We start from the raw sequence: 19,075 nt of genomic DNA, 5'->3' as shown, positions 1-19,075 counted from the left end.
TTTCATTCCGGGCTGAACGTGAACGCTGAATTTTCGCCGCTGCTGAGTGAGATCAGAAAACTGATCAAGTCGTCGGGACCGATGCCGGTCTGGCGCTACATGGAACTGTGCCTGATGCATCCGCAGCACGGCTATTACGTGTCGCGCGATCCGCTCGGGCGCGAGGGCGATTTCACCACCGCGCCGGAAGTCAGCCAGATGTTCGGCGAGCTGCTCGGCCTGTGGGCGGCCTCGGTGTGGCGCGCGATCGGCCAGCCGCCGCTGCTGCGGCTGATCGAGCTCGGCCCCGGCCGCGGCACCATGATGGCGGATGCGCTGCGCGCGCTGCGGGTGCTGCCGCCGCTCTACCAGTCGCTCACCATCCACATGGTGGAGGTGAACCCGGTGTTGCGCGAAAAGCAGCGCTCGACGCTGTCGGGCGTGCGCAACATCACCTGGCACGACAGCATCGACGACGTGCTGGACGGCCCTGCGGTGATCTTCGCCAATGAATATTTCGACGTGCTGCCGATCCACCAGATGGTCAAGCGCGAGACCGGCTGGCACGAGCGCACCGTCGAGCTCGACAAGAACGAGAAGCTGGTATTCGGCCATATGCCCGAACCGACGCCGCGCTTCGAGGTGCTGCTGCCGCCGCTGGTGCGCGCCGCTCCCGTCGGCGCCATCTTCGAATGGCGGCCGGACAAGGAGATCATGAAGATCGCCCGCCGCGTCCGCGAGCAGGACGGCGCGGCGCTGATCATCGACTACGGCCATCTGCGCAGCGATGCCGGTGACACCTTCCAGGCGATCGCCCGCCACAGCTTCACCGACCCCTTGAAGAACCCGGGGCAAGCCGACGTCACCGCCCATGTCGACTTCCAGGCGCTGGCGCGCGCGGCGGAGGATCTCGGCGCGCGCGTGCACGGCCCGGTGACGCAGGGCGATTTCCTGAAGCGGCTCGGCATCGAGACGCGAGCGGCGACGCTGATGGCCAAGGCCACGCACGAAGTCTCGGCCGACATCGACGGCGCGCTGAAGCGGCTCACCGAAACCGGCCGCGGCGGCATGGGATCGATGTTCAAGGTGATCGGCATCTCGCAGCCCGATCTAATCTCGCTCGCCGGACTTTCCGACGAGACGCAGGAAGCGAAGCGATGATGCTCGGCTCTTCGCTGCTGTCGGCCGTGCCCGGCCTGCGCCACGCCTTCTTCACCTGCGAGGGCGGCGTGTCCGACGGTGTCTATGCCAGCCTCAACGGCGGGCCCGGGTCACAGGACGATCCGGCCAAGGTTGCGGAAAACCGCGCACGGATGGCAACGCAGATGGGCGTGAGGCCCGAGCATTTCCTCACGCTGCACCAGATCCATTCGCCCGATACGGTCGTGGCGTCAGGGCCATGGAACGGATCACGCCCCAGGGCCGACGCCATCGTCACCCGCACGGAAGGCCTTGCGATCGGCGTCACCACGGCCGATTGCGGCCCGATCCTGTTCGTCGATCCCTCAGCGCGCGTGATCGGCGCGGCGCATGCCGGCTGGAAGGGCGCGCTCACCGGCATCCTGGAATCCACCATCGGAGCGATGGAGAAGCTCGGCGCCATCAGAGGCAGTATCGTCGCCGCCATCGGCCCCCTGATCCGCCAGCATTCCTACGAAGTCGGCCCCGAATTCGTCGAACGCTTCCTCGATGCCGACGCCGAGTACGGACGTTTCTTCCTGCCGGGTGAGCGCGACGGACACGCAATGTTCGACCTCGGCGGCTTCATCCGCCTGCGGCTGGAGAATGCCGGCGTGCTCTTGATCGACGATCTCGGCATCGACACCTATTCCGACGCACGCTGCTTCAGCTATCGCCGCTCGGTGCATCGGAAAGAGCCGGACTACGGCCGCCACGTCCACGCCATCGCACTGGAGCGCGAATAGGGCGGTGATCGTTGGAGCCGAAAGCAGACATTGACGAGGTCTGCCAGAGCATGATCCGGAAAAGTGTGAAGCGGTTTTCCGAAAAGATCATGCTCAAACAACAACCTAAAGCGCGATGACGATTCAACCAAATCGCATCGCGCTTCAGGGGCCACAGGCGGTCATTCTCAGCAGATCACTTAACCAAGCGGTGGCATCCGATGACGCCCGCCGCAGGATCGCGGACGGGATGCGACGGCACCGCGGTTCGCCTGTCAGCCCCCGGGGCCGTCCCTCATGATAAAGCCCATCAGGTCGTCCACGTTGTGCTCCAAATCCCGGATGATGTTCTTGACGACGTCTCCGATCGAGATCACGCCCACGACCTTGCCCGCGTCCAGCACTGGCAGATGGCGAAAACCGCGCTTAGCCATCATTGCCATGCAGCCGTCCAGCGGATCGTCCGGCTTGACGGTCACCGGGTTGCCCGTCATCACTTGGCCCACCGGCGTCTGCTTCGCATCGAGCCCGGGCAGCAGCACTTTGATTGCGCAGTCACCCTGGGTCACGATACCGACCAGCACGTCGTCGTCGATGACCAGCACCGACCGGACCCGTTTTTCGCGCATCTGGCGCAAAGCCTCGACGATCATGTCGCCGGAACGAACATGGATCAGGGCGCCACTCTTCTGTGCCAGAGCGCTTTTTACTGTGCTCATCGATCTTCTCTCGTGGGCCCTGTCCTGCATCGCCTTGATCGTCGCATTGAAGGTTAGTCGAAATATCCTGCCTTGTCAGCACCGCGCCGATGTCGCGGCAAAAGCCTGCCACCGATCCCGACAGCGGGACTTAGCGTGACCGATAACAACGTTTGCGTTTCGCTCAATGTCCGCTTCGGATCACTTGCAGACGTTCCGCCTATTTCACTTTCAGCACGACCTTGCCGCGGGCGCGACCCTTCTCGAGATAGGCCAGCGCCTCCGGCAGCTGCTCGAAGGCGAATTCGCGGTCGATCACCGGCTTGATCGCGCCGCTGTCGACGAGGCCGGCGATCTCGCGCAGCTGCTCGCCATCCGGCTCGGTGAAGAACCAGCAATAGCTGGCGCCGGCGGCTTCACTCGCCGCATAGACCTTCCGGCTCATCAGCCAGACCGCGACGCGCACCACGAGGCCCGCGCCCATGCGCCGGGCGAAATCGCGGTCGGGCGGACCGCTCAGCGAGATGACGGCGCCGCCGCGCTTCACCACCTTGAAGGCGTCGATCGTGAAGGCGCCGCCGAGCGTGTCGTAGACGATGTCGTAGTCGCCGCCCTGCTCGAGATAGTTCTCGCGGTCATAGGCAATGACCCTGTCGGCGCCGAGCGATTTGACGAAGTCGGCGTTCTTCGAGCTGGTGGTCGAGGTGACATGGAGGCCGATGTGCTTTGCATACTGAACCGCGAAGGTGCCGATGCCGCCGGCGCCGGCATGGATCAGGATGCGCTGGCCGGCGCGGGCGCCGACCTTGCCAAATCCCTGCAGCGTGGTCAGGCCCACCAGCGGCAGCGAGGCGGCTTCCGCATGCGAGACGCGCGCCGGCTTCAGCGCGACGAACTGTTCGGGAAGCGCGATCCGCTCGGCGAAGGTGCCGATGCTCTCGCGCGAGGCGCGCGCATAGACCACGTCGCCCGGCTTGAATTTGGTCGTTTGCGACCCCGCCGACAACACGACGCCGCTGGCATCGAAGCCGAAGGTGCGTGGCAGCTGATATTTCGACACCCGCTTGAGGTCGCCGCGCACGATCTTGAAGTCGATCGGATTGAGGCTGGCGGCATGGATCTCGATCGCCACCTCGTTGAACCGCGGGATGGGATCCACGACATCCGCAAGCTTCACGTGGTCCGCAATCGCCCCATAGCCGTCGAGAAGAAAGGCCCGCATGCATCACCCCAGCCCGATGGACGAGTTGCGGCCATAGTAGCGCGAAAGCCCGTCCGGCATACCGCCTTTGTCCCAGGATGAGGCAAATCCGGCTGATATCGCAGCCGTTTTCCCCCTCTTGCTGTGTCCCGGCTGCCCTAGACGTTAACGGCCATTAACGATATCGCAGGGGTCGATGAGGGACGCGTCAACCAGACTGCGCCGGACCAGCCGGCTTGTTTCGCGCGCGGCAATCGCAGCAGCGCTGCTGGCGGCATGCGCACTGGGCGGCTGCGCCTCGACCGGCGGCCCGGCGGGCGGCGCGTTTGCGCTGGCGACCGGCGGGCCTGCGACCGTCACCTTCGAATCCATCGACGGCCCGCCGCCGCAGGTGTTCGACCGCATGGTCGGCGTGCTCGACAGCGAATCCAAGCTGCGCAACCTCGCCATCGTCTCGCGCGAGAGTGCGGCGACCTATCGCGTGCGCAGCTATCTCTCGGCGCAGGTGGTGCGCGGCCGCACTGTGATCGCCTGGGTCTGGGACGTCTATGACGGCAGCCAGCAGCGCGCGCTGCGCCTGTCCGGCGAGGAGCCCGCGGGCAAGGGTGGCCGCGACGCCTGGGCCCATGCCGACGACATGGTGCTGCGGAGAATCGCGCAAGCCGGCCTCGCCGGCCTCTCCAGCATGATCAACGGCACGCCGGCCGACGCGCCGCCGCCCGCCCCGACCCCGGGAAAACGCGGGCCTGCGGTGGCCGACGCGGCATCGTCTGTGCGAGCCCTCGCCTATAACGCGCACTGACTACCCTCCGGCGAAAAATGCCTAACATTGCCAAAGTCTGTGGTTGGCGCCATATTGGTCGTCAAGGAGCCGGCCCATGAATATGAACGTCTCGCTGACCGACGAACTGGGTGAATTCGTCAACGCAAAGGTTTCGTCAGGCCGCTACACCTCGGCTAGCGAAGTCGTGCGCGAGGCGCTGCGCTTGATGGAGCGCCACGAGCAGATCGAAGCTGCCAAGCTGCAGTGGCTCCGCGAGGCCTATCAGACGGGTCTCGCCAGCGGCGACGCAGGCGAGCTTGACCTGGCTGCAGTAAAGGCTGAGGCCCGCAAGAAACTGGGCAAGACGAAGTAGCTATGGCGCGGGTTCGCTACACGCACCAAGCCCGCACCGACCTCATCGATATCTGGATTCACATCGCCACCGACAGCCAAGCAACGGCAGACCGCTGCCTGGAACGCATTGAGTCGCGCTGCCGGGATCTTGCGGACTTTCCCGCCCTTGGTCCGGAACGTCCCGACATCGCGCCAGACGCGCGCATGCTGGTTATCGACCGCTGGCTGGCGCTGTATCGCATCGAGGACGACAATGTGCGGATCGTTCGCGTGGTCGACGGTGCACGCGACCTCACGCGCATCTCAATACGGGAGCGGCGCTGACTGGGGCGGAATCGAACCCGCCGGGGAACCGACGGCCGCCTAACTCAAATCCTCCATGAACGGCCAATCCCGGAGATTTTCGGGCCATTTTTGCTCGGGAAAACCAGGGTAGCGGGTTGCCAGCGACACTTTGTCCCTGTTATTCCCTCGCCCATCGAAACCCGCCGGGCTCGAGGGTGTGTAGCGAGATGCTGAACGTCGTATCCAGCAAGGCGCGGAAAGAGGCGTCGATGTCCGCCAAGAACGGCTCCATCAAGCTGATTGCCGGAAATTCCAATCCTGCGCTGGCACAGGCGGTCGCCGACGGAATCGGTGCCCCCCTGACCAAGGGCGTGGTCCGGCGCTTCGCCGACATGGAGATCTTCGTCGAGATCCAGGAGAACGTCCGCGGCTCGGACGCCTACATCCTGCAGTCGACGTCGTTTCCGGCCAACGACCATCTGATGGAACTGCTGATCATCACCGACGCGCTGCGCCGCTCCTCGGCGCGCCGCATCACGGCGGTGATTCCCTATTTCGGCTATGCCCGCCAGGATCGCCGCTCCGGCTCGCGGACACCGATCTCGGCCAAGCTGGTCGCCAATTTGATCACCCAGGCCGGCGTCGACCGCGTCATGACGCTCGACCTGCATGCCGGCCAGATCCAGGGCTTCTTCGACATCCCGACCGACAACCTCTTCGCCTCGCCGGTGATGGTGCGCGACATCAAGGAGCGCTTCGACCTCTCCAACGTGATGGTGGTGTCGCCCGACGTCGGCGGCGTGGTGCGCGCCCGCGGGCTCGCCAAGCGCATCAACACCCCGCTGGCCATCATCGACAAGCGCAGGGAACGCGCCGGCGAGTCCGAGGTGATGAACGTGATCGGCGAATGCGCCGGCTATACCTGCATCCTGGTCGACGACATCGTCGACTCCGGCGGCACGCTGGTGAACGCGGCGGATGCGCTGCTCGCCAACGGCGCCAAGGATGTCTACGCTTACATCACCCACGGCGTGCTGTCCGGCGGTGCCGCTGCGCGCATCGCTTCGTCGAAACTGAAAGAGCTCGTCATCACCGACTCGATCCAGGCCACCGACGCGATCAAGAAGACGGCGAACATCCGCTCGCTCTCGATCGCCGATCTGATCTCGGAAGCGATCCAGCGCACCGCGGCCGAAGAGTCGGTGTCGAGCCTGTTCGACTAGGATTTGTAGGGTGGGCAAAGGCGCGCTTGCGCCGTGCCCACCTTCCGCGCGCTGATCTCAGAAATATTTGCAAGAAAGGTGGGCACGCTTCGCTTTGCCCACCCTACAGCTTCAAGACCCGTGGCCCGGCCGCGGCACCAGATTCATGATGGTTCGCGTGAAGCCGCCGTCGACGGTGATCTCGTCGCCGTTGACGTAGGACGCCCGGTCGCTGGCGAGGAACAGGATCGCGTCGGCCATGTCCTGCGGCGCGCCGATGCGGCGCATCGGCACCACCGCGGTCCGGCGCTCGGTCACCCCCGGCGTGTCGTAGAACGCCTGGCTCATCGGCGTGACCACGAGGCCGGGGCTCACCACATTGCTGCGGATGCCGTGCGGGCCCCATTCGCTGGCGAGCTGGCGCGACAGCATGACGACGCCGGCCTTGCTGACGCTGTAGGCGCCGGAAAATCCTTGCGCATTCGAGCCGGCCACCGAGGCGACATGCACGAGGCTGCCGCGCCCGAGCTTGCGCATCTGGGCGCCGAAGATCTGCGCGCAGAGGAAATAGCCGGTGAGGTTGACCGCGAGCGTCGCGTTCCATTCGGCGAGCGTCAGCGTGTCCAGTCCGCCCGCGCGCAGGATGGCCGCGGTGTTGGCGAGGATGCCGCACGGGCCGATCGATTTCTCCACTGCTTCCGCCGCAGCCGCGACACTCGCCGCATCCGACGTGTCGCAGGCCGCCACCACAGGCTCGGCGCCGAGCGCACGCAACTCGCTGCGCGTCGTGTCCAGGCCCTTCTCGTCGCGATCGATGACGGCGACTTTGGCGCCCGCCCTCGCAAAACTCACTGCGGTGGCGCGGCCGATGCCGCCGCCCCCGCCGGTGACGACGGCAACGCGGCCGGACAGGCCGAGCCAGTCGGAATGTTTATCATCGCTCATGCCGCCCCCTTTCAAGAGACAACTCCCGGCAGGATAGCCGGGAGTTGCCGTTGTGCAATCGCCTGCGGACGTGCGGGCTACACGATGCCCGCGGCGACCTGGCCGCGCAGCCGCTCCAGGCTGAGCAGCGTGTTGGCGCAGGCTTCCGCGACCTCGACGCCCTTGATGGCGAAGTGCTTGCGGAAGAACTCGTAATGCACCGCGCTCTCGTGGAACTGCTGCGGCGTCAGCACCGCCGAGAACACCGGCACTTCCGTGCGCAGCTGCACGTCCATCAGCGCCTTGATCACGGTGTCGGCCACGAATTCGTGGCGATAGATGCCGCCGTCGACGACGAGGCCGGCCGCCACGATCGCGGTGTAACGCCGCGTCTTGGCGAGGATCTGCGCATGCAACGGGATCTCGAACGAGCCCGGTACCTCGAACAGGTCGACCGCCGAGCGCGGCACATGCCGCGCCTCCATCTCGTCGAGGAAGGCGGTGCACGCCTCCTGCACAACCTCGCGATGCCAGCAGGCCTGCACGAAGGCGATGCGCTGCGGCTTGGCGAAACGCGGATGCACCGGCGCGGGCGGACGCCCGGGCGGTTGCGGTGTGTCGGGGATTTGGGTCTTGGCTTCTGCTTCAAGCAAGGTCTGATTCATGGCTTTCCTCTTTCAGGACCAGAATCAGGGCACACGGAACGTCGGTGCCCACGCGAAGGCTATTCGCGTGAAGCGCCGCAAACCGTTCTCTTCCATCCGGACTTTGACCGTCGGCTTCGGATTCACACCGAATCTGCTGACCCTTCCCCCGTTTCGGGAGGAAGGCGCTCGCGGGCTTGGGCGTTGCCGCCCTTACCGCCGGTGGGGACTTTCACCCCGCCCTGAGAACATCGGCCGACCCGGAATGGACCGGCCTGACTGGAACTATAAGTCGCACACCGGGGCGGGCAAGAGGCCATGACACGCCGAAACCGCATGTCCCCATGCCGAAAATCGAATCTCGGGGCGGCCAAATGCACCGAAACCGGGCCGGTACATTCGTTAACGAATTGTAAATGCGGCGATTCCGATTCCGTTTTGTTCCGAAATTAACGATTGAGCTGTGGAATCCACAGCCCATTCTGTGGACGGACTCCGGCCGCGGTTGCGCGGATTCCGCAAATCACATCACTTGATCCGCGCAGGCCCCAAAGATGCTCTGAGCCGATCGGGGGATTGCAGTCGGCGGCGACGAGCACGTCGCGCGCCAGCCGGTCGCTCGCGTTCGTACCAACCAAGCAAGAACACAAGGTCGAGACGGAAATGTCCCTCCTCGAAGGCATCGTTGATTCCAAGACCAACCCGCTCGCGGTCGTCGAAGACATCGCGTCGGACAACAACTGGGCCTTCGAGCGTTCCGGCGAGGACGAGGTGACGATCGTCACCAAGGGCCAGTGGACCGACTACCAGCTCTCCTTCACCTGGATGGGCGAGATCGAGGCGCTGCACCTGGCCTGCGCCTTCGACATGAAGATTCCGCAGGCGCGGCTCAACGAGGTGCAGCGGCTGGTCGCCGCCATCAACGAGCAATTGTGGGTCGGCCATTTCGATCTCTGGATGCACACCGGCATGGTCATGCACCGCCAGGCGCTGGTGCTGCCGAACGGCCTGACGGCTTCGACCGCGCAGTGCGAGGCGATGGTCGCCGGCGCCATCCATGGCTGCGAGCGCTACTACCCCGCGTTCCAGTTCGTGGTCTGGGCCGGCAAATCGGCGCAGGAAGCGATGAACGCCGCGATGTTCGACACCGCAGGCGAGGCGTAAGGCTCTTAGCCGACAGCACCACGGCACACTCGGTGTCGTCCCGGCAAACGCCGGGACCCATATTCCGTGAATGCAATTGTGTCGCACGATGCTTGTTGCGATCACCTCCGTCCACTAAAACCGACTGTGGTTATGGGTCCCGGCTTTCGCCGGGACGACGGCGGTATTCGTGGTGAACATCGTGAGCACAAGCAACGCTTTGAAAAACATCACCGGCACCATCGTGCTGGCGGGCGCGGGCAAGATGGGCGGCGCGATGCTGACCGGCTGGCTCGCCGGCGGGCTCGATGCCAAGCGCGTCGTGGTGGTCGAGCCTACTCCCTCCGACGAGATCAAGGCGCTGGCGGGCAAGGGCGTTCGGATCAATCCGAAAGACATGGCCGCCGCCGAGACGCTGGTGTTGGCCGTGAAGCCGCAGTCGTTCCGCGAAGCAGGCCCCCTGGTCAAGCCGTTCGTCGGACCGTCGACGCTGGTGGTCTCGATCATGGCCGGCACGAAAATCTCCGCGCTGGAGGAAGTCTGCGGCGGCATGGTGGTGCGCGCGATGCCCAATACGCCGGCCGCGATCGGCCGCGGCATCACGGTGGCGGTGCCGGCCAAGGGCGTCAGCGCCGCGCAGCGCGCCATCGCCGATGCGCTCCTGCGCGCCACCGGTGCGGTGGAGTGGGCCGAGGACGAGAAGCTGATGGACGCCGTGACCGCCGTTTCCGGCTCGGGCCCGGCCTATGTCTTCCTGCTCGCAGAGGAACTGGCGCGCGCCGGCGTCGAAGCCGGCCTGCCGGCCGGGCTTGCGATGAAGCTTGCACGCGAGACCGTCGCTGGTTCTGGCGAACTGCTGCACCGCTCCGATCTGCCGGTGGCGACCTTGCGGCAGAACGTCACCTCGCCCGGCGGCACCACACAGGCCGCACTGGAAGTGCTGATGGCCAAGGACGGCCTGCAGCCGCTGATGATCCGCGCGATTGCCGCGGCAACGAAGCGCTCGATGGAACTGGCGAAGTGACGGCTAAGCCGTCATTGCCGGGCTTGACCCGGCAATCCATCATTCTTGAAAAGGACTCGTTTCAGGATGGATGCGCGGGTCAAGCCCGCGCATGACGAGTCTTTATTTCGCCCCCAGCCGCGCGTTGAACTTCGCCACGTTGATCAGTCCGCGGGCGTGACGGCCTTCGCCGAGCTTGCGCTCGCCTTCGAATGCCGCGACCTCGAAGCGGATCACGCGGCGCTCCACCGCGATCACCTTCGAAATCGTGCGCACGGTGGCGCCGACCAGCGCTGCGGCAAGATGGCGGACATCGACCTCGGTGCCGACGGTGACCCAGCCCGGCGGCAGATGCCCACGGATCGCATCGCCCGAGGCCATCTCCATTTCCAGGATCATCATCGGCGTCGCATAGACCATGGGCATGCCGGGCACGAAATGCCCGACCGTGCGCTCCGCCGGCACCACCAGCGTGCGCTCGACGCTCATGCCGACCTGGATGAATTCGCGTGCGTCCATGGAGATATTCCGAACACACCGGTGTTGTCCCGGCGAACGCCGGGACCCATAACCACCGATGTCAGATGTAAGCGAAAGCTGGAGCCCCAGCCTGCCATAACCACAAGCACCTGTGGTTATGGGCCCCGGCGTGCCGCCGGGGCGACAGTTATTTCTTCGCCGCAGCTGCGCGCTCGACGAAGGTCTTGCCGCCCTTCATTTTGTGGGCCAGCGGCGCCTCGTTGATCTGGATCACCACCGCATCGGCATCGACGCCGAGATTCTTCACCAGCGCCTGGGTGATGTCGCGCATCATGCCGGCCTTCTGCTCGTCGGTGCGGCCCGCGGCCATGCTCACGGTAATCTCAGGCATTTCGCTACTCCCTTTTTGTTCTTCGTCATGGCCGGGCTTCGTCCCGGCCATCCACGATCTTCACTATCAAACAAGACGTGGATGCCCGGGACAAGCCCGGGCATGACGGTGGCAGCGAATAGCTAACCCCACTTCACGTCATGCCGAGCCAGCACGTCGCGCACCCTGGCGACGATCTCGTCTTCCCTGCACGAGAATTGCGCAGGGCGCGTCTCCCGCCATTCCTGGTTAGAGGCGATCGCGGCCGCCGCCTTGGCGCCCTCGATCAGATCCTTGATCTGCACCTCGCCGCGCGCCTTCTCGTCCGAGCCCTGGATGATGACGCAAGGCGAATTGCGGCGGTCGGCATATTTGAGCTGGTTGCCCATGTTCTTGGGGTTGCCGAGATAGAGCTCGGCGCGGATGTTGGCGCTGCGCAAGCTGGCTACCATCTTCTGGTAGTCGGCGACGCGGTCGCGGTCGAACACGGTCACGACGACGGGGCCGAAATCCGGCCGCGTGTCGAGCTTGCCGAGCATGGTCAGCGCCGCCTGCAACCGCGACACGCCGATGGAGAATCCGGTCGCCGGCACCGGCTCGCCGCGGAAGCGCGAGACGAGGCCGTCATAGCGCCCGCCGCCGCCGACCGAGCCGAAACGCACCGGGCGGCCCTTCTCGTCATTGGTGTCGAGCAGGAGTTCGACCTCGTAGACGGGGCCGGTGTAGTATTCGAGGCCACGGACGACGGAGGGATCGATGCGAACGCGGTCGCTATAGCCGGAGGCAGCAACAAGCTGCGAGATGGCCGCCAGCTCAGTGACGCCTTCGGCGCCCGCCTCGTAGTCGGTACCCCGCGCGAGCTTTGCGATGATCTCGTCGTTGGTCCCCGTCTCCGGGCACGTAGAATTCAGGACCAGGTCGACGGCATCGCCTTGAAGACCCGCGCCCTTGGTAAAGTCGCCGCTCTCATCCTTGCGGCCTTCGCCAAGCAGCGCGCGAACCCCTCCTTCACCCAATCGATCGAACTTGTCGACCGCCCGAAGCACGGTAAGTCGACGGCCGGCATTCTGATCGCCGCCAAGCCCGATCGACTCCATCACCCCATCAAGCACCTTGCGGTTATTCACCTTCACCACATAGGAACCGCGCGGAATGCCCAGCGCCTCCATCGTGTCGGCCGCCATCATGCACATCTCGGCGTCGGCCGCGGGCGAGCCGCTTCCGACCGTGTCGGCGTCGAACTGCATGAACTGGCGGAAGCGGCCGGGGCCGGGCTTTTCGTTGCGGAACACCCAGCCGAAACGATAGCTGCGATACGGCAGAACCAGGCTATCCGTTCCGTATCTTTCCGCGACATAGCGCGCCAGCGGCGCGGTCAAATCGTAGCGCAGCGAGATCCACTGCTCGTCGTCGTCCTGGAACGAGAACACGCCCTCGTTCGGCCGGTCCTGGTCAGGCAGGAACTTGCCGAGCGCATCGGTGTATTCCATCGCCGGCGTTTCCACCGGCTCGAAGCCATAGCGCTCATAGACCTCGCGGATTTTCTCGACCATCGCCCGCGTCGCCGCGATCGCGGCGGGGCCACGATCTTCCAGCCCGCGCGGCAGGCGCGCCTTCAATTTCTGCGGTTTCTTGGGTTTGTCCTTCATGGGCGGCTTGGTACCAGCCGATGCGCGACGCGGCAACCAGCGTATCCAAGAACTCGTCATGGCCGGGCTTGTCCCGGCCATCCACGCGCCACCTCGTTGGCGGTACCAAAGACGTGGATGCCCGGGACAAGCCCGGGCATGACGTCAAATGTGGCTAGTTCGTTCGTCCCTTAAGACGTGCCCCGCTCAGAACACCTTCACGATCCAGTCGTGCGGATCGTTGGTGCGGCCGTACTGGATGTCGACCAGCTGCTTGCGCAGGCCCATGGCGACGGGGCCGGCGGCGCCGCCGTTGATGAGGAAATCGCCGCTTCCGGAACGCACCTTGCCGATCGGCGAGATCACTGCCGCGGTGCCGCAGGCGAACGCCTCTTTCAGCTTGCCGCTGGCGGCGTCCGCGCGCCACTGCTCGATCGTGTAGGCCTCCTCGCGCACCTGCTTGCCGGCGTCCTTCGCCAGCTGGATGATGGAGTCGCGGGTGATGCCGGGCAGGATGGTGCCGAGCGGCGGCGTCGAGAGCGAGCCGTCCTCGAAAACGAAGAAGATGTTCATGCCGCCGAGCTCCTCGACATAGCGGCGCTCGACCGCGTCGAGGAACACGACCTGGTCGCAGCCGTGCTCGATGGCTTCCGCCTGCGCGCGCAGGCTCGCGGCGTAATTGCCGCCGCATTTGACGGCGCCGGTGCCGCCCACGGCGGCGCGCGTGTAGTTCTCCGACACCCAGATCGAGACCGGCGCGGGGCCGCCCTTGAAATAGGAACCGACGGGCGAGGCGATGACGGCAAAGATGTATTCGGCCGAAGGCTTCACGCCGAGGAAAACCTCGCTCGCGATCATGAAGGGCCGCAGATACAGAGAGCCCTCGCCGCCCGGGATCCAGGCCCGGTCGATTCGCACCAGCTGCTCGACCGCCTCGATGAACACGGCTTCCGGCAGCTGCGCCATCGCCATGCGGTCGGCCGAGCTGCGGAAGCGGCGCGCATTGGCGTCGGGGCGGAACAGGTTCACGCCGCCGTCGTCGCGCTTGTAGGCCTTCAGCCCTTCGAAAATCTCCTGCGCGTAGTGCAGCACGGCAAGCGCCGGATCGAGCGGAAAATTGGCGCGCGACTCGACGCGCGCGTCATGCCAGCCCTTCGCCTGGTTGTAGCGGACGATGGCCATGTGATCGGTGAAGACCCGGCCGAAGCCGGGATCGGCGAGCTTGGCCGTGCGGTCCTTGTCGGACGTCGGACTGGCCGTGGGATGGATCTCGAATTTCATTGCCTCGCTTCCCGATGTCGAAACGGGTGCCGGCTTGCTGGCCAAGGAAACAGCCGAAGAAACAGCCATTGGGTTCTCTCCCGGACTGGCGCGATACGCGCCGCTGCTGGTTCGGGCCTCGCCCCACCCCGTCTTGCGGCGGGTTACCACAGCCGCGTGCCCCCAGGACATGCTTTTGCGGGATGGCGAAGTCCAGTATGTTTGCCGATATGCCGCTCGACAATCGCACGGTAGACCAATTCGCCGGCCTCAGCCGCCATCGCTGGCTTTCTCAGGCCGCCTCGAACGCTGTCGCAAGCGAAACGACATAATGTTTCGTAGCGGACGGGCAGTTTTGTAACATTGAACCGAAGATATGTCAACATGGCTGACATAAATTTCTCAAGGCCGGCCGCCCAGCCCGATTCGCGGGGCGCCGAGGTCTCCCCCGGCAGCGCCCGCGCGGGCGAATTGCGCTGGGATATCATCGAGCTCCTGTTCTTCGCCTACCGCGATTTCGTGGGCGACGCCGACCACGAGCTGGAGGCCTTTGGCTTCGGCCGGGCCCATCACCGGGTACTGCATTTCGTCCACCGTTATCCCGGCCTGAAGGTCGCCGACCTCCTCGACGTGCTGCGCATCACCAAGCAGTCGCTGGGGCGCGTGCTGAAGCAGTTGCTCGACGAGGGCTACATCATCCAGAAGACCGGCAACAACGACCGCCGCCAGCGCCTGCTCTACGCCACGCCCAAGGGCGAGGCGCTGGTGGGCAAGCTTGCGGGCATGCAGACCGACCGCATCAACCGCGCGATTGCCGAGATCGGCCCGGCCGGCACCGAGACCGTGCGCCAGTTCCTGCGCGCGATGATCGACCGCGACGATCCCGACAAGGTGCTGGAGACGATCTTCGGCAGCGGCAAGCCCGCCAAGACCTGAGCGTGCAAGACCTGAGAGTGCAAGACCTGAAAGTGAGCAAGCCATGAATGCGAGCGCGATGATGGCCGCAGCGCGGCCGCCGGCACAGCCGGCCGACGACGCCCCGCATGTGCTGCTGGTCGACGACGACCGCCGCATCCGCGATCTGTTGTCGCGCTTCCTGGCCAGCGAAGGCTACCGCGTCACCACGGCGGCCAGCGCCGGTGATGCGCGCGCCAAACTGCTCGGGCTGCATTTCGATCTGCTCATCCTCGACGTGATGATGCCCGGCGAGACCGGCTTCGATCTCGCGCGCTTCATCCGGCAGTCCTCCACCGTGCCGATCATCATGCTGACCGCGCGCTCGGAATCGGAAGCCCGCATCGAGGGCCTGCAGATCGGCGCCGACGATTACGTGGCAAAACCGTTCGAGCCGCGCGAGCTGGTGCTGCGCATGGGCAACATCCTCAAGCGCAGCGCGCCGCCGCAGGTGGCGGCGCTGGAGCAGGTCGCGTTCGGCCCCTACGTGTTCCATCTCGAACGCGGCGAGCTGCGCCAGGGCGAGGAGATCATCCACCTCACCGACCGCGAGCGCGAGATGTTGCGCATCCTGGGCCAGGCGCCCGGCGAGACCGTGCCGCGCGCGGCGCTGACCTCGGGCGGCACGGTGAACGAGCGCGCCGTCGACGTGCAGATCAACCGCCTGCGCCGCAAGATCGAGCGCGATCCGGCCAACCCGCTGTTCCTGCAGGCGGTGCGCGGCATCGGCTATCGCCTGGTCGCCTCGCCTTGATAGACAAATAATGAGCACGCTCGACACCGGCCTCAATCTGATCCGCACCGCCTCGCAGCGGATGGCCGCGGCCAACGACCGGATGAGCGGCAAACTCAAGAGCTGGATGCCGACCGGCCTCTACGCCCGCGCGCTCCTGATCATGATCGTGCCGATGGTGGTGCTGCAGTCGGTCGTCGCCTTCGTGTTCATGGAGCGGCACTGGAACACGGTGACGCGGCGCCTGTCGGCCGCCGTGGTGCAGGACATCGCCACCCTGATCGACGTCTACAAGGTCTATCCGCAGGACAAGGACCGCGCCCAGCTCCGTCGTATTGCGCAGCAGCGACTCGGCCTGGTGGTGGATTTCCTGCCCGCCGGCGACATGCCGCCGCCGGGGCCGAAGCCGTTCTTCTCGCTGCTCGACCAGACGCTGTCGGTGCAGCTCGGCCGCCAGATCGCGCGGCCGTTCTGGATCGATACCGTCGGCAAGTCCAACCTGGTCGAGATCCGCATCGCGCTCGACGACGCCGTGATGCGCGTGTTCGCGCAGAGGAGCGCCGCCTATGCCTCCAATTCGGAGATCTTCCTGTTCTGGATGGTCGGCACCTCGTCGATCCTCTTGATCGTCGCGGTGCTGTTCCTGCGCAACCAGATCCGCCCCATCCTGCGGCTGGCCGATGCCGCCGAGAGCTTCGGCAAGGGCCGTGAAGCGCCCAACTTCCGCCCGCGCGGCGCGCGCGAGGTGCGGCGCGCGGCGCAGGCGTTCATCGAGATGAAAGGCCGCGTCGAGCGCTCGATCGAGCAGCGCACCGCGATGCTGGCCGGCGTCAGCCACGATCTGCGCACCGTCCTCACCCGCTTCAAGCTGGAGCTGGCGCTGATCGGCGACAGCCCCGAGGTCGACGCCATGCGCAAGGACGTCGACGAGATGAGCGCGATGCTGGAGGCCTATCTCGCCTTCGCGCGCGGCGATTCCGGCGAGCACGCCCAGCCGACCGACATGTCGGCGGCGCTGGAGGAGTTGCGCAGCGACGCCGAGCGCCACGGCCACAAGGCCACCGTCGCCTTCCACGGCCTGCCGGTGGTCACGGTGAAGCCGGCCGCGTTCAAGCGCTGCCTCGCCAACCTCGTCACCAACGCGGCGCGCCACGGCAACGCGATCTCCATCACCGGCCATCGCGACCACCGCTATCTCACCGTTACTGTCGACGACGACGGTCCCGGCATTCCCGCCAACATGCGCGAGGAGGTGTTCAAGCCGTTCCTGCGGCTTGACGACGCGCGCAACCAGGACGAAGGCGGCACGGGCCTCGGCCTTGCCATCGCCCGCGACATCGCCCGCTCGCACGGCGGCGACATCACGCTCGGCGACAGCCCGATGGGCGGCTTGCGCGCAAGCGTGAGGATTCCGGTTTAGCTGAGCTGGCTCACTCACCTCTCCCCGCTCTTCCGTGGGGAGAGGTCGGATCGCATCGCAGATGCGATCCGGGTGAGGGGCCGGCCACGAGTTTTCCGCGGCGATGGTCCCTCCAACTCGAACTCTTTCACCAGGGATTCGGTGAGTTCATTTTTGCAGCAAGCTTCTCATCTTGCCCCTCACCCGCCGCCTTCGCTACGCTCTGGCGTCGACCTCTCCCCGCAGAAGAGCGGGGAGAGGTGAGCGTAGTGCCAAACCCGTCGGGAGTTCCCATGAGCCTTGTCAGATACGAGAGCAAGAGCCGCGTCGCGACCATCACCATGGACCGCCGCTCGGCGCACAACGCGCTGAACAACGAACTCTGCACGGAGCTGCGCAACGCCTGGCAGCGCTTTCGCGACAGCGACGACCGCGCGGCGGTACTGGCTTCCGCCGAGGACGGCTATTACACCGTCGGCGCCGACGTGAACGGCCTGCCCGACAACATGTGGCACGCGGTGCCCGGGCTCGGCGTCGAGCTCGACAAGCCCGTGATCGCGGCGACGTCGGGCTGGGTGGTCGGCGGCGGCTTCGTGCTGGTGCAGATGGCCGACATGTGCGTGGCCTCCGAGACCACGCGCTTCATCTATCCCGAGGCGAAGATCGGCATCACCGCCGGCGGCATCTCCTCGGTGCTGGCGCGCATGCCGCACAAGGTGGCGATGGAATTTTTGCTGGTCGGCGAGGAGCTGCCGGTGGAGCGCGCCTGGCAGATCGGCTTCGTCAACCAGATCGCGCCGAAGGGCAGGCACGTCGAGCTGGCGCAGGTCATGGCCGCCAAGATCGCCGCCAATGCCCCGCTGGTGGTGCAGGGCCTGAAGAAACTCGCGCGCGAGGTCACGCCCAAGGGCCCGCTGGAGACGGTCGCCGAAGTGCGCCGCCTGCTCGATCCGATCCGCGCCAGCGACGACCTCAAGGAAGGCGTCAAGGCGTTCAAGGAAAAGCGCACGCCGGATTTCAGGGGGAAGTGAGGATGGAACTGCACTGACAGGAAGAAAATCAAGATTGCGCCGGGACGCGCACTTTATTTCACCGTTGGCCACGAGGTTACGGTGCGACAACAAAACCCGGCTGAACTGTAGCTGCCGTTTTTTCAGCCTGTTAAAGAGCGATCGAGATCTCCCAGTCAAGCCGGTCAGATCTTCGGGAATTTGATTATCGCTGGAGATTATGTTGATGACCGATCATTTCAGCCCAGCTGAACCGGCGAATGCTCTCGAAATCGCACAGTTTCTCCGTCGATTCGCAAGCATGATGTCCAATGGACAGAACTCGTCGTATTTGAATCAGGCTGCGGGACTGCTTGACGATCTGACTGTTCGGCTCGCGGCTGCCTTGGACGAAGAGAAGCTGTGGCGGTACAGGCACTCGACTGTGACCGATCACGCTGATGAGCTGGAAGCAGAATGCCATACACTCAAGCTTGAAATCGAAGAGCTGCGCACCGAGTTAGGCGCAACTATCGACAGGAACGCGATGGAATCTGCCGAGACCCGTCTTGCCTTCGAACAGGAGACTGACGCGCTCAGAGCGCGTATCCAGGCCGGAGAGCAGCTTCTCGCCGATTCCCGCAGTTTGTTTGTTGGCGAGCGCGCGGAATTTGAATCTCGATTGGAGGCTTGCAAGGTCGAGCTCGCAGCGCTCGGCGCTCAGCACCGTCAGGAGAAGGAGCAACTCGAGGCGAAAATTGCCGCCCTTGAAGCCAGTCAGGCCGACGGTCGCGCTGCGTCGGATCAAACGAGCGATGCGCGGCATCGTTCTCCATTGGAGACCGGGCCTGTCGCGGGCGAGCGATCCTACATGCAAGATAATGCGAAGGAAGAGCCGGGCGTTGTAGTCCGCGAAAGTACGCTGCGACAGGTGCGTGCCCAGTTCGAACATCTTGCCCGGGAGTGCATTCTCCGCGGAGATGTTCCCTCCCAGGTCATGTGTGAGCTCGGCGCCCATACAATTGACGTCGCCCTGGATGCCCGACCGGCAGAGCATTTGCCGGTGCGCGAAATGGCGCTGGACATCCTCACTTGAACGAATGGGCAAGCGCATCAGCTAACAGGCCGCAGCCTTTGTTCAGTGCCGCCACGAGGCCAGACC

At 65.1% G+C, this 19,075-nt stretch carries 21 protein-coding genes and 1 riboswitch; of the genes, 13 read left to right on the top strand and 8 right to left on the bottom strand.

Annotated elements, in window-relative coordinates:
* Positions 1 to 81 precede the first annotated feature (81 nt).
* Positions 82 to 1,140, top strand: a complete 1,059-nt coding sequence (locus HZB49_RS27620; protein ID WP_291617352.1) for an SAM-dependent methyltransferase — start codon at positions 82 to 84, stop codon at positions 1,138 to 1,140.
* Positions 1,137 to 1,904: a peptidoglycan editing factor PgeF gene (gene pgeF, locus HZB49_RS27615; RefSeq protein WP_291617220.1), complete on the top strand. Its 768-nt coding sequence runs from the start codon at positions 1,137 to 1,139 to the stop codon at positions 1,902 to 1,904. The genes HZB49_RS27620 and pgeF overlap by 4 nt, the downstream gene beginning before the upstream one ends.
* A 254-nt stretch (positions 1,905 to 2,158) precedes the next feature.
* Here the strand turns inward: pgeF and HZB49_RS27610 are convergent, their stop codons facing one another.
* Both HZB49_RS27610 and HZB49_RS27605 read right to left on the bottom strand, forming a co-directional pair.
* Positions 2,159 to 2,602, bottom strand: coding sequence for a CBS domain-containing protein (locus HZB49_RS27610; protein ID WP_291617218.1), 444 nt, complete (start codon positions 2,600 to 2,602; stop codon positions 2,159 to 2,161).
* 199 nt (positions 2,603 to 2,801) lie between these two features.
* Positions 2,802 to 3,803: an NADP-dependent oxidoreductase gene (locus HZB49_RS27605; RefSeq protein ID WP_291617216.1), complete on the bottom strand. Its 1,002-nt coding sequence runs from the start codon at positions 3,801 to 3,803 to the stop codon at positions 2,802 to 2,804.
* Between the two features lie 175 nt (positions 3,804 to 3,978).
* On the opposite strand from HZB49_RS27605, the gene HZB49_RS27600 reads away from it, so the two are divergent.
* From HZB49_RS27600 to HZB49_RS27585, 4 genes are all read left to right on the top strand, one after another.
* Positions 3,979 to 4,584 (top strand): hypothetical protein, encoded by a 606-nt coding sequence (locus tag HZB49_RS27600; protein WP_291617214.1) that lies wholly within the window; start codon positions 3,979 to 3,981, stop codon positions 4,582 to 4,584.
* A 76-nt stretch (positions 4,585 to 4,660) separates the two neighbouring features.
* On the top strand, positions 4,661 to 4,918 hold the full coding sequence (locus HZB49_RS27595) for a type II toxin-antitoxin system ParD family antitoxin (RefSeq protein ID WP_291617212.1): 258 nt from the start codon (positions 4,661 to 4,663) through the stop codon (positions 4,916 to 4,918).
* A 2-nt stretch (positions 4,919 to 4,920) separates the two neighbouring features.
* Positions 4,921 to 5,223: a type II toxin-antitoxin system RelE/ParE family toxin gene (locus tag HZB49_RS27590; RefSeq protein ID WP_291617210.1), complete on the top strand. Its 303-nt coding sequence runs from the start codon at positions 4,921 to 4,923 to the stop codon at positions 5,221 to 5,223.
* 230 nt (positions 5,224 to 5,453) lie between these two features.
* Complete coding sequence (locus HZB49_RS27585) at positions 5,454 to 6,407, top strand: ribose-phosphate pyrophosphokinase (RefSeq protein WP_291617208.1); 954 nt, start codon at positions 5,454 to 5,456, stop codon at positions 6,405 to 6,407.
* Positions 6,408 to 6,518: 111 nt separating this feature from the next.
* On the opposite strand, the gene HZB49_RS27580 is transcribed toward HZB49_RS27585, so the two are convergent.
* Positions 6,519 to 7,331, bottom strand: coding sequence for an SDR family oxidoreductase (locus HZB49_RS27580; protein ID WP_291617206.1), 813 nt, complete (start codon positions 7,329 to 7,331; stop codon positions 6,519 to 6,521).
* A gap of 77 nt (positions 7,332 to 7,408) precedes the next feature.
* Positions 7,409 to 7,975: a 6,7-dimethyl-8-ribityllumazine synthase gene (locus HZB49_RS27575; RefSeq protein WP_291617204.1), complete on the bottom strand. Its 567-nt coding sequence runs from the start codon at positions 7,973 to 7,975 to the stop codon at positions 7,409 to 7,411.
* An 80-nt stretch (positions 7,976 to 8,055) separates the two neighbouring features.
* Positions 8,056 to 8,208, bottom strand: a riboswitch (FMN riboswitch).
* Positions 8,209 to 8,617: 409 nt separating this feature from the next.
* Here HZB49_RS27575 and HZB49_RS27570 point away from each other — a divergent pair.
* Positions 8,618 to 9,118, top strand: coding sequence for a YbjN domain-containing protein (locus HZB49_RS27570; protein WP_291617202.1), 501 nt, complete (start codon positions 8,618 to 8,620; stop codon positions 9,116 to 9,118).
* A gap of 172 nt (positions 9,119 to 9,290) precedes the next feature.
* Positions 9,291 to 10,121 (top strand): pyrroline-5-carboxylate reductase, encoded by an 831-nt coding sequence (gene proC, locus HZB49_RS27565; RefSeq protein ID WP_291617351.1) that lies wholly within the window; start codon positions 9,291 to 9,293, stop codon positions 10,119 to 10,121.
* A gap of 102 nt (positions 10,122 to 10,223) precedes the next feature.
* Here proC and HZB49_RS27560 read toward each other — a convergent pair whose 3' ends face one another.
* The 4 genes from HZB49_RS27560 to HZB49_RS27545 all read right to left on the bottom strand — a co-directional run bounded on the left by HZB49_RS27560 (position 10,224) and on the right by HZB49_RS27545 (position 13,859).
* Complete coding sequence (locus tag HZB49_RS27560; protein WP_291617200.1) at positions 10,224 to 10,619, bottom strand: thioesterase family protein; 396 nt, start codon at positions 10,617 to 10,619, stop codon at positions 10,224 to 10,226.
* A gap of 148 nt (positions 10,620 to 10,767) precedes the next feature.
* On the bottom strand, positions 10,768 to 10,971 hold the full coding sequence (locus tag HZB49_RS27555; protein WP_025590867.1) for a tautomerase family protein: 204 nt from the start codon (positions 10,969 to 10,971) through the stop codon (positions 10,768 to 10,770).
* Between the two features lie 122 nt (positions 10,972 to 11,093).
* Positions 11,094 to 12,599 carry a histidine--tRNA ligase gene (gene hisS, locus HZB49_RS27550; RefSeq protein WP_291617198.1) on the bottom strand — a complete coding sequence of 502 codons (1,506 nt, stop codon included), beginning with the start codon at positions 12,597 to 12,599 and terminating at the stop codon, positions 11,094 to 11,096.
* Between the two features lie 186 nt (positions 12,600 to 12,785).
* Positions 12,786 to 13,859 (bottom strand): branched-chain amino acid aminotransferase, encoded by a 1,074-nt coding sequence (locus tag HZB49_RS27545; protein WP_291617196.1) that lies wholly within the window; start codon positions 13,857 to 13,859, stop codon positions 12,786 to 12,788.
* Positions 13,860 to 14,222: 363 nt separating this feature from the next.
* Between HZB49_RS27545 and HZB49_RS27540 the strand changes: the two genes are divergently transcribed.
* The 5 genes from HZB49_RS27540 (at position 14,223) to HZB49_RS27520 (ending at position 19,009) form a co-directional block, all read left to right on the top strand.
* On the top strand, positions 14,223 to 14,774 hold the full coding sequence (locus HZB49_RS27540) for a MarR family transcriptional regulator (RefSeq protein ID WP_291617193.1): 552 nt from the start codon (positions 14,223 to 14,225) through the stop codon (positions 14,772 to 14,774).
* 43 nt (positions 14,775 to 14,817) lie between these two features.
* Complete coding sequence (locus HZB49_RS27535) at positions 14,818 to 15,546, top strand: response regulator transcription factor (protein WP_291617190.1); 729 nt, start codon at positions 14,818 to 14,820, stop codon at positions 15,544 to 15,546.
* 10 nt (positions 15,547 to 15,556) lie between these two features.
* Complete coding sequence (locus HZB49_RS27530; RefSeq protein ID WP_291617188.1) at positions 15,557 to 16,945, top strand: ATP-binding protein; 1,389 nt, start codon at positions 15,557 to 15,559, stop codon at positions 16,943 to 16,945.
* A gap of 272 nt (positions 16,946 to 17,217) precedes the next feature.
* Positions 17,218 to 17,955 (top strand): enoyl-CoA hydratase-related protein, encoded by a 738-nt coding sequence (locus tag HZB49_RS27525; RefSeq protein WP_291617186.1) that lies wholly within the window; start codon positions 17,218 to 17,220, stop codon positions 17,953 to 17,955.
* Between the two features lie 205 nt (positions 17,956 to 18,160).
* Positions 18,161 to 19,009 (top strand): hypothetical protein, encoded by an 849-nt coding sequence (locus HZB49_RS27520; RefSeq protein ID WP_291617185.1) that lies wholly within the window; start codon positions 18,161 to 18,163, stop codon positions 19,007 to 19,009.
* The last annotated feature ends 66 nt before the right edge of the window (positions 19,010 to 19,075 follow it).

Source organism: Bradyrhizobium sp., assembly GCF_016219575.1.
GTDB lineage: Bacteria > Pseudomonadota > Alphaproteobacteria > Rhizobiales > Xanthobacteraceae > Bradyrhizobium.
The sequence above is the reverse complement of the archived record's forward strand: the minus strand, read 5'-3'. Positions and strand labels throughout refer to the sequence as shown.